This window comes from Nocardiopsis sp. TNDT3, from assembly GCF_003427465.1.
In the GTDB taxonomy this organism is placed as follows: domain Bacteria; phylum Actinomycetota; class Actinomycetes; order Streptosporangiales; family Streptosporangiaceae; genus Nocardiopsis; species Nocardiopsis dassonvillei.
In genome coordinates this window covers 1-1,842 of the sequence record NZ_QPFC01000184.1, presented here as the reverse complement: position 1 = coordinate 1,842, position 1,842 = coordinate 1, and the positions used below count along the sequence as shown (strand labels likewise).

The 1,842-nt window shown below is 73.0% G+C and carries 3 protein-coding genes; all 3 read left to right on the top strand.

From position 1 onward, the window contains the following. Positions 1-207 precede the first annotated feature (207 nt). Entirely contained in the window at positions 208-795 is a 588-nt protein-coding gene (gene gmk / locus DQW06_RS05035) for a guanylate kinase (RefSeq protein ID WP_013154113.1), read from the top strand. Between the two features lie 122 nt (positions 796-917). Then, entirely contained in the window at positions 918-1,184 is a 267-nt protein-coding gene (rpoZ, locus tag DQW06_RS05030) for a DNA-directed RNA polymerase subunit omega (RefSeq protein ID WP_013154112.1), read from the top strand. A 220-nt stretch (positions 1,185-1,404) separates the two neighbouring features. Continuing rightward, positions 1,405-1,842 (top strand): flavoprotein (locus tag DQW06_RS05025; RefSeq protein ID WP_304598496.1); only part of this gene is annotated, 438 nt, incomplete at its 3' end.

The following is a 1,842-nucleotide window of genomic DNA, read 5'->3' as shown; positions in this document are numbered from 1 at the left end:
GGCGCGGTGTGTGTCGAGGCGGGTCTGGGCCGTGCGTCGCTGCCCGGTGGTATAAAGGGAGCTTCCCGCGACCGTACGCGGACACCCCGCACACCAGACCGCCCGCACGGTGACGGCGCCCGGACCGGCTTCGGCCCGCCGGAGCGCGACGCGAGGGCCACGGCCCCGCCCGTGGCGGGCGGGCCCGAAGGGAAGCCTCGAACACACATGCCCGATCCCGGATCCCAGTCCCGCCCGGCGCAGAAGCGGCTGACCGTGCTGTCCGGACCCTCGGGTGTGGGCAAGAGCACGGTGGTGGCCCACCTGCGCCGTGAGAACCCCGACGTGTGGCTCTCGGTCTCGGTCACCACGCGCCGCCCCCGCCCGGGCGAACAGGACGGCGTCCAGTACCACTTCGTCACCGACGAGGAGTTCGACCGCCTCGTCGCCGAGGACCAGCTCCTGGAGTGGGCCCAGTTCGCGGGCAACCGCTACGGCACCCCGCGCCGACCCGTCGAGGAGCGCCTGCGCGCCGGAGTGCCCGTCCTGCTGGAGATCGAGCTCCAGGGCGCCCGCCAGGTGCGCGAGTCCATGCCCGACGCCCTGCACGTCTTCCTCGCCCCGCCCTCCTGGGAGGAGCTGGTGCGCCGCCTCACCGGACGCGGCACCGAGTCCGACGAGGTGATCCAGCGCCGCCTGGACGTGGCCAGGGTCGAGCTGGCCGCCGAGAAGGAGTTCGACACCACCCTCGTCAACACGTCCGTACAGGAAGTGGGCGACGAGCTGCTAGCGTTGATCACCGCGCCCAAGGTGTGATAGCGGCCGGGCCCGGAGGGCCCGCGCCATCCGCGCCGCGCCGGGAACCGTCCCGACGGCGCCCCAACGTCCGTCCACCGCGGCTCCACGACGAGCCGCGGAACATTCCTGGGGGTAATGAAGTGGCTGGTACCGAGCCCGTCGCCGAAGGCATCACCAACCCGCCGATCGACGATCTGCTGGAGCTGGTGGACAGCAAGTACAGCCTGGTCACCATGGCCTCCAAGCGGGCCCGCCAGATCAACGCCTACTACGCCCAGCTGGGCGAGGGCCTGCTGGAGTACGTCGGCCCGCTGGTGGAGACCCAGGTCCAGGAGAAGTCGCTGTCCATCGCCCTGCGCGAGGTCAGGTCCGGCCTGCTCACCGCGGAGCCCTACGAGGGTTCCTGACCCGTCTTTCTCCGCGTGCTCGCGAGCTCGCACGGGGCTCGGGGCGCGGAGAACCGGGTTCCGCGCTCCAAGGGGCACGGCGTCCTCGTCGGCGGCTCGACTCCTCTCGCGGGGTCCGGTGCGCCCCTCGCCTTCCGCGCGCCCGCCGCGCCCCTGGCGCGCGCGGGGCGGCCGGGGGCTGGTAGAACTCCTTTCTGTGAGTGACACAAACGTTCCCCGCGTGGTCCTCGGCGTCGGCGGCGGCATCGCCGCCTACAAGGTCTGCGAACTGCTGCGCCGCCTGACCGAGTCCGGCCACCGGGTCCGGGTCGTGCCCACCGCCGAGGCCCTGCGCTTCGTCGGTGAGCCCACCTGGGCCGCCCTGTCCGGCCAGCCCGTCGCCACCGGAGTGTGGGACGGGGTCCACGAGGTCCCGCACGTGCGCATCGGCCAGGAGGCCGACCTGGTGTTCGTGGCACCGGCCACCGCCAACATCATGGCCAGGGCCGCCGCGGGCCTGGCCGACGACCTGCTCACCAACACCCTGCTCACCGCGCGCTGTCCGGTGGTCTTCGCTCCCGCGATGCACACCGAGATGTGGGAGCACCCCGCCACGCAGGCCAACGTGGCCACCCTGCGCTCGCGCGGCGCCGTCGTCCTCGACCCGGCCGTGGGCCGC